The sequence below is a fragment of the Ruegeria sp. SAZD011 genome, assembly GCF_059612545.1.
Genome location: NZ_JBXWQU010000021.1, coordinates 257,330 through 264,361, shown reverse-complemented (window position 1 = coordinate 264,361; position 7,032 = coordinate 257,330). Strand labels below are relative to the sequence as shown.

The window sequence follows — 7,032 nt, the reverse complement described above, 5'->3', positions numbered from 1 at the left end:
ATATACAGACGATCAATCCGTCGAAACGAACCAAACCGCCCACATATCTCTTCAGTCATCCAATAATGTCAAAGAGCGTGAGACAAAAATCAACACGAAGCGCCAAATCTTTCTGGCGCAAACCGCGTCAACCTCATCTCGTTTTTTGTTCCGAAGTCGGCGGCCTGAGCCGCTTTCTCCGTCCGACCCTGCCTCAGCAGCGCCGGTGAGGGGCTATCTACGTTCTCCCTCCGGGACCCGCAACCCCAATTTCACAAAAAACTCACAAAACAGGCGAAAATCTTCATTCATTGCTTATTATCAATTACTTAGAATTTGGCCTTGGAAGCCTGCACGGAAGGTTGAACACCCTCATGAAGGCGCGAAGCCGCGAAGAACCGAGCAAATTTTCAGGGCGTCATCTATATATAGTAGCCCTTTATGCGAGCGCCACCATTCACCGGCTGATCGACAGTGAATCGAGTCACCGATTCCATTGCCAAGCCGCGTGACCGGCGAAGGAATCGCACCTAACCTCGACACGGACACCAGCACTCAGCCCCAAGAGCGGACACAGCAGACGGGATCGATCGACATGACAGACACGCCCCTGCCGACCTTTGCCAATAGGCTCGCCGTGGCCCTTGATGGGTCTCAGGCTCTGGACGCTCTTTGTGGTCTCGCGCGCGCGAGCGTTCCCGCCCGCCTGTTTACGGTCACGCTGATCGACCTCGATGCGGGGCAAGCGTTGCGTGTCTATTCCAACATGCCGGACAGCTACCCGGTTTCGGGTCGCAAGCCCGTGACGCAGGATGGCTGGTTCCGGCAGGTGATCGAGGAACAACGCAGCTTTGTCGACAACACTGCCGCCGAGATTGCCGCCGTCTTCCCCGATCAGCCCTTGATTGCCCGCCTTGGATGCGACGCGGTGGTCAATCTGCCCATCGTGCTGGGTGGGCGGACGGTTGCGACGGTGAACCTGCTCGATCAGGCGTACAGCTATCCGGCCGAGACGTTGACACGGATCGAAGACACGCTGCTCTTGCCGGCCATGGCGGCGCTTGCCGTCTATACCGTGCTGGCCCGCTCAGCCCCCGAACGGTAAGAGCGCGGTGTCGAACCGGTCCAGCGCCGGAAGGCCCGGTGAAAATTCGCCGCCGAGGAAAACCCCACATCCTGTGAGATCTCCTCGATGCTCTTGCGGCCCTCGCGCAGGTCGCGGATGGCAATGTCGCGGCGCAGTGCGTCCTTGATCGCCTGAAAGCTGGTTCCGTCCTCTTCCATCCGCCGGGTCAGGGTGCGCCTGCTCATGCCCAACGCCTGCGCCGTGTCGGACAGGGAACAGCCGACCCAGTCGGAACGAAACAGAAAGGCGCGCACCCGCAGCGACTGGCTGTGCTCGTGATAGCTGGTGAAGATCCAGTCGCGCGGGGCCCGCGCCAGAAAGGCATCCATCTCGGCGCTGCTGCGTGTCTGTGGCGGCGACAGTTGCGCCAGATCAAAGGACAGGCCCGAGGCCGAAGCGTCGAAATGCACCGGTGCGGGAAAGATCACCGAATAGTCTTGGGCAAAGCTCGGGCGGTCAAAGGCGAAATGCACCGCCCGCACCGGAACCTCGTGCCCGGCCAGCCAGGATAGCAGCCCGTGCGCCAGTTTCAGGATCAGCATGTGACCAAAGCGCTGCACCTGGTCATCGCCCTGCGGCAGCAGCAACAGGTCGATCCGCTCACCCTCGGTGCGCAACTCGAACTGGAAATCATCCAGAAGCAGGTTCCAGAAGGTCGAAAACCGGTGCAGTGCCGAGGGCAGCGAGCCGCTTTCCCGCACCGTGGCCAGCAGATGCTGCAAGGTACGATGGCGGATCGGGCGACTCCATAATCCGGTCATCTCGTCGCCGGTCTCGACAGCGGCGATCTTGTAGAGGCGCACGATCTGGTCCAGCGTCACCCGCGCGCCGGGCTGGTCATGTATCGCCCCCAGCCCGGATCGCTCCAGAAAACCGGCCATCTCGGCCTCGGCCGAGCAGCGGCGCAGCGCTGACAGCCAATCCTCGATAAACGGCTGCGACACGGTCGCCAGGCTGGCGGTATCCGGTCTGCGCATGGTCCGGGCCCCTCATTGGTTTGGCGCGATTGGAAAGGAATTTGTCTCACAATGACGTTGATCGCAAGTTTCGGCTCCTCTAGCTGGCACATTGAAACAGGAATGGAGAATTGGGAATGACCTATCAGGCGCCGGTCCGTGACATCATGTTCGCCATCGAACACCTCTCGCAATGGTCGCAGGTCGAAGCGCTGCAACCCTATTCCGAGATCGAGCTGGACGATGCCCGCGCCGCGCTGGAAGAATTTGGCCGTTTCTGCGGCGAGATGATCGCCCCCCTTTCCACCATCGGCGACACCGAGGGCGCGCGGCTGGAAAATGGCCGGGTCGTCCTGCCCGAGGGCTACAAGGCCGCCTATGACCAGTTCGTCGAAATGGGCTGGCAAAGCCTTAGCCACCCGACCGAACATGGCGGCATGGGCCTGCCCAAGGTGGTTGGCGCCGCCGCGACCGAGATCGTCAACAGCGCCGACATGAGCTTTGGCCTCTGCCCGCTGCTGACCAACGGCGCCATCGACGCGTTGTCGATCACCGGGTCCGAGGCACAAAAGGCATTCTATCTCGACAAGCTGATCACCGGGCGCTGGTCGGGTACCATGAACCTGACCGAGCCGCAGGCGGGCAGTGACCTGAGCCGGGTGCGCTGCAAGGCGGTACCGCAGGATGACGGCACCTATGCGATCAGCGGCACCAAGATCTTCATCACCTTTGGCGAACATGACCTGTCGGAAAACATCGTGCATCTGGTACTGGCCCGCACCCCTGACGCGCCTGAAGGGGTGCGCGGGCTGAGCCTGTTCGTGGTGCCCAAACTGCTCGAAGGTGAGGGCGGCGAGACCGCACTGCGCAACACGCTGGGCTGCGTCAGCCTGGAGCACAAGCTGGGTGTGCGCGCCAGCCCGACGGCCGTGATGGAATACAACAACGCCACCGGCTATCTGGTGGGCGAGGAGAACAGCGGCCTGCGCTACATGTTCATCATGATGACCTCGGCTCGCTATGCGGTGGGTGTGCAGGGTGTTGCGATTGCCGAACGCGCCTATCAGCATGCGCTGGCCTATGCCCGTGACCGGGTACAAAGCCGACCCGTAGACGGCTCGGCCCAGGATGCGGTGCCGATCATCCAGCACCCCGATGTGCGCCGGATGCTGCTGCGGATGCGGGCCCTGACCGAGGGTGGCCGCGCGCTGGCCATTGCCACCGGTGGCTGGCTCGACCTGGCCGAACACGGACCCGAAGCGGCGCGTGCCGAGGCGCAGTCCATGGCCGAATTCCTTGTGCCGCTGGTCAAGGGGTTCTGCACCGAGCGCGCGGTCGAGGTCGCCTCGCTGGGTGTCCAGATCCACGGCGGCATGGGCTTTATCGAGGAAACCGGCGTGGCGCAGTTCTATCGCGATGCCCGCATTCTGCCGATCTACGAGGGCACCACCGCCATTCAGGCCAATGACCTGCTGGGTCGCAAGGTGCTGCGCGATGGCGGCCGTACCGCGCGCCGCTTTGCCGAGATGATCGCCGCGACCGAGGGTGACCTGTCCAACGGTGGCGCGGCAGCGCAACGGATCGCCCAGCGCCTGGCCGAGGCTCGCCTGGCCTTTACCGCCAGCCTCGACCATCTGTTGGCAACCGCCGGGCAGGACCCCAACCGCGCCTATGCCGGCAGCGTGCCCTTCCTGATGCTGACCGGCAATCTGGCCACAGGCTGGCAGCTTGGCCTGTCGGCGCTGGCCGCCGAGGCCGAACTGGCCAAGGGCGGCGATGCCGAATTCCTACAGGCCAAGATCGCCACCGCCGATATCTTTGCCCAGCAGGTGCTGGTCGAATGCTCGGCCGAGCACAGCCGCATCACCGATACCGGCGACAGCCTGTTGACCGCAACACTCTGATCCAGAACCCGATACCGGCCCGCAAATCGGGCCCGCCCCCATTCGAAAGGACATGCCCGTGACCCAGGATGTAACTTCCGGCTATACCAACCTCGACCTCGACCTGCGCGACAATGGCGTCTGCATCGTGACGCTGAACCGCCCGACGAAGCGCAACGCACTGGATGTCGCCACCATCGAAGAGCTGGTCACCTTCTTCAGCACGGCCCATCGCAAGGGCGTGCGCGCCGTGGTGCTGACCGGTGCAGGCGATCATTTCTGCGCCGGTCTCGACCTTGTCGAACACTGGAAGGCCGACCGCAGCGCGGACGATTTCATGCATGTCTGCCTGCGCTGGCACGAGGCGTTCAACAAGATGGAATATGGCGGTGTGCCGATCATCGCCGCGCTTCAGGGCGCCGTTGTCGGCGGCGGTCTGGAACTGGCCAGCGCCGCCCATATCCGGGTGATGGACCAGAGCACCTATTTCGCCCTGCCAGAGGGCCAGCGCGGTATCTTTACCGGGGGCGGCGCCACGATCCGCGTGTCGGACATGATCGGCAAATACCGGATGATCGACATGATCCTGACCGGCCGTGTCTATCAGGGACAAGAGGCTGCCGATCTGGGCCTGGCGCAGTACATCACCGAAGGGTCGAGCTTTGACATGGCGATGGAACTGGCCAACAAGATCGCAAGCAACCTGCCGCTGACCAACTTCGCCATCTGTTCCGCGATCAGCCACATGCAGAACATGTCCGGGTTGGACGCCGCCTATGCCGAGGCATATGTCGGCGGCATCGTGAACACCCAGCCCGCCGCCCGCGAACGGCTGGAGGCATTCGCCAACAAGACCGCAGCGCGCGTGCGCCCCAACAGCTGAAACCAGCCGCCCTTGCACACAGGCGCGCTTGCAAGGGCGGCCCAAGCCGCCTACATCTGCGCCCCATGGCCAAGAAGAACTCAGACCCCAATTACAAGGTGATCGCCGAAAACCGGCGGGCACGGTTCGATTACGCGATCGAGTCCGATCTCGAATGCGGCATCATTCTGGAGGGGTCCGAGGTCAAAGCGCTGCGTGCGGGCGGCACCAACATCGCCGACAGCTATGCCGCCGTGGAAAACGGCGAGTTGTGGCTGGTAAACGCCTATATCCCGCCCTACGAGCAGGCCAAGATGTTCAAGCACGAGGAACGGCGGCGGCGCAAGCTGCTGGTCTCGCGCAAGGAACTGGCCAATCTGTGGAACGCAACCCAGCGCAAGGGCATGACCCTGGTGCCGCTGGTGCTCTATTTCAACCACAAGGGCATCGCCAAGATGAAGCTCGGCATCGCCAAGGGCAAGAAGATCCACGACAAGCGCGAGACCGAGGCCAAGCGCGACTGGAACCGGCAGAAACAGCGCCTGCTCAAAGACAACGCCTAGGCGCCACGCAGGCAAAAGCTGAGACGCTTCTTTCTGGTCGCAAATACTCCCGCCGGAGGCATCCCCGGCTCGAATGCAGAATAATCAGTCCGGGTTGACCACCCGGATCAGCTTGCGCTCCAGCACCCGCAGCACCGATTTCAGGTCCTGCCCCCGTTTCAGCACCTGCCCGTCCATTCCGACCACCGCGTACATGCCCTGACGGTTGCGCAGGCGCGGGCGTTTCTCGATGCGGTAAAGGGGATGTTCGGCAGTACGGCGAAAGACAGAGAATACGGCCATGTCGCTCAGCATCGAAATGCCGTAGTCCCGCCATTCGCCTGCGGCGACCATGCGCCCGTATAGACCAAGGATGACGGCCATTTCGCGTCTGTCAAAGGCAACCTGCGCCGGGGCCTGACCGGCAGAGAACGGGCTGGGAGGCGACATGTTCATACGCCCAGCTTGCCGGAAATCGCGGGCAAATCAAGCCTGTCGCGACACAGTTCCCTGTGATTGGGGTGGCCCGGCCACATCGCGGCGATGTGTGTCCGGCACCCAGTCAGCCGCCTCGCGGTTCCAGAACCGGTTCGGATTTTCCTCGTCCAAGCCCCGGATATGACAGGTTCGCAGAGCCGGAACCACCAGAACCACAGGCTCCTCATAGGGGTGGACATGATAGATCGCGTTCAGCACTGCGTCGAGCCGCGCGGCATCGCCCGACAAAAAGAACGAAAGCTCCAGACAGGGCACGCTCACCGCATCGGCGGTGGGCGCATTGGCGCCGCCGGGCAGCGAGCGGAAGCTCTGTTGCCCCGGGGCGGCAAAGGTCACCCGGTCATAGTCGCCCCAGACCAGCGGGTCCTCGGCGGTCACCGCCGCGATCACCCTAGGGCAATCCGGCTCGGGCACCTGCACCAGCAACCGCCAGCCTGTCTGGGTGGTGAAGCGGTCGGATGTCAGTGCCGGCAGCATGTTCCGCCTTCCCATCTGATGCCGAGGATCTGGCGCAACGCTGCTGCACCGGCGGGTGTCACATCCAACCCGCGCTCGCCCCGGAGACGCCGAAGCCAATTCGCCGCCAGCGCATACGACAGCATCTCGCGCCCCACCGGCCCCGCCACATGTGACAGCCGCTCGGTCCAGTCCAGACAGGGCCGTGCCAGCGGCGCCCGCCCGGTCAGGGTCACGCCCAGCTTGCCCCAACGCTCGGAGGGAACGACCCGGTATTGCGCCCCGTCCGGCACAAGATCGCCCTGATCCAGCAACGCCTGGGTAATCGCGACCCCCAGCCTCCCGGCAAGATGGTCATAACAGCTGCGCGCCTCGAGCATCTTGAGCCGCGCGCCCTTGCGCTGCTGCGCGCGATAAAGGTGATCGCTGGGTGCCAGCGCCGAAAGGGTTTCCAGCGCCTCGGCCACGTCGGGCCCGGCGATGCGGTGATACAGGCAGCGCCCGCTGCGGGTGGCCCGGATCAGCCCCGCCTCCTCCAGCCGGCGCAGATGCGCGGTGGCGGTCTGCGGGGTGACACCCGCGGCGCTGGCCAGTTCCTTGTTGGTATAGGCGCGGCCGTCCATCAGCTCGCACAGCATCCGCGCGCGGCTGGAATCGGCAAGGGCGGCGCCCAGGATATCGAGACGGGGTGTAAGGGTCATGCGAACAGACTAGCCGCAAGCACGACGGG

9 protein-coding genes are annotated in these 7,032 nt (G+C 63.6%); 5 read left to right on the top strand and 4 right to left on the bottom strand.

The window, feature by feature from the left end:
• Together AC2FLM_RS08615 and AC2FLM_RS08610 are read left to right on the top strand one after the other, a co-directional pair.
• A partial coding sequence (locus AC2FLM_RS08615; RefSeq protein ID WP_496857244.1) for a hypothetical protein occupies positions 1-209 on the top strand: 209 nt, incomplete at its 5' end.
• A 365-nt stretch (positions 210-574) separates the two neighbouring features.
• The gene (locus AC2FLM_RS08610) at positions 575-1,084 is read left to right on the top strand and encodes a GAF domain-containing protein (RefSeq protein ID WP_496857242.1); all 510 of its coding nucleotides are present in this window, start codon (positions 575-577) and stop codon (positions 1,082-1,084) included.
• On the opposite strand, the gene AC2FLM_RS08605 is transcribed toward AC2FLM_RS08610, so the two are convergent.
• A complete protein-coding gene (locus tag AC2FLM_RS08605) occupies positions 1,048-2,082 on the bottom strand; it encodes an AraC family transcriptional regulator (RefSeq protein ID WP_496857240.1) in 1,035 nt (344 codons plus the stop codon). The genes AC2FLM_RS08610 and AC2FLM_RS08605 overlap by 37 nt on opposite strands.
• Before the next feature lie 116 nt (positions 2,083-2,198).
• Between AC2FLM_RS08605 and dmdC the strand changes: the two genes are divergently transcribed.
• From dmdC to smpB, 3 genes are all read left to right on the top strand, one after another.
• Positions 2,199-3,965 (top strand): 3-methylmercaptopropionyl-CoA dehydrogenase, encoded by a 1,767-nt coding sequence (dmdC, locus tag AC2FLM_RS08600; RefSeq protein ID WP_496857238.1) that lies wholly within the window; start codon positions 2,199-2,201, stop codon positions 3,963-3,965.
• 58 nt (positions 3,966-4,023) lie between these two features.
• The gene (gene dmdD, locus AC2FLM_RS08595) at positions 4,024-4,827 is read left to right on the top strand and encodes a methylthioacryloyl-CoA hydratase (RefSeq protein ID WP_234165269.1); all 804 of its coding nucleotides are present in this window, start codon (positions 4,024-4,026) and stop codon (positions 4,825-4,827) included.
• A 65-nt stretch (positions 4,828-4,892) separates the two neighbouring features.
• Complete coding sequence (gene smpB, locus AC2FLM_RS08590) at positions 4,893-5,369, top strand: SsrA-binding protein SmpB (RefSeq protein WP_234139060.1); 477 nt, start codon at positions 4,893-4,895, stop codon at positions 5,367-5,369.
• An 84-nt stretch (positions 5,370-5,453) separates the two neighbouring features.
• On the opposite strand, the gene AC2FLM_RS08585 is transcribed toward smpB, so the two are convergent.
• Genes AC2FLM_RS08585 through AC2FLM_RS08575 form a run of 3 tightly spaced genes read right to left on the bottom strand, consistent with a single transcriptional unit; the run spans position 5,454 to position 7,003 of the window.
• Positions 5,454-5,804: a DUF2794 domain-containing protein gene (locus AC2FLM_RS08585; RefSeq protein ID WP_234139061.1), complete on the bottom strand. Its 351-nt coding sequence runs from the start codon at positions 5,802-5,804 to the stop codon at positions 5,454-5,456.
• Between the two features lie 30 nt (positions 5,805-5,834).
• A complete protein-coding gene (locus AC2FLM_RS08580) occupies positions 5,835-6,323 on the bottom strand; it encodes a YqfO family protein (RefSeq protein WP_496857235.1) in 489 nt (162 codons plus the stop codon).
• The gene (locus AC2FLM_RS08575; protein WP_496857233.1) at positions 6,308-7,003 is read right to left on the bottom strand and encodes an ArsR/SmtB family transcription factor; all 696 of its coding nucleotides are present in this window, start codon (positions 7,001-7,003) and stop codon (positions 6,308-6,310) included. The genes AC2FLM_RS08580 and AC2FLM_RS08575 overlap by 16 nt, the downstream gene beginning before the upstream one ends.
• Between the last annotated feature and the right edge of the window lie 29 nt (positions 7,004-7,032).

Coding starts and splice junctions, on each gene's coding strand:
- AC2FLM_RS08610 (WP_496857242.1), top strand. CDS start 575: ATGACAGACACGCCCCTGCCGACCTTTGCCAATAGGCTCGCCGTGGCC.
- AC2FLM_RS08605 (WP_496857240.1), bottom strand. CDS start 2,082: ATGCGCAGACCGGATACCGCCAGCCTGGCGACCGTGTCGCAGCCGTTT.
- dmdC (WP_496857238.1), top strand. CDS start 2,199: ATGACCTATCAGGCGCCGGTCCGTGACATCATGTTCGCCATCGAACAC.
- smpB (WP_234139060.1), top strand. CDS start 4,893: ATGGCCAAGAAGAACTCAGACCCCAATTACAAGGTGATCGCCGAAAAC.
- AC2FLM_RS08585 (WP_234139061.1), bottom strand. CDS start 5,804: ATGAACATGTCGCCTCCCAGCCCGTTCTCTGCCGGTCAGGCCCCGGCG.
- AC2FLM_RS08580 (WP_496857235.1), bottom strand. CDS start 6,323: ATGCTGCCGGCACTGACATCCGACCGCTTCACCACCCAGACAGGCTGG.
- AC2FLM_RS08575 (WP_496857233.1), bottom strand. CDS start 7,003: ATGACCCTTACACCCCGTCTCGATATCCTGGGCGCCGCCCTTGCCGAT.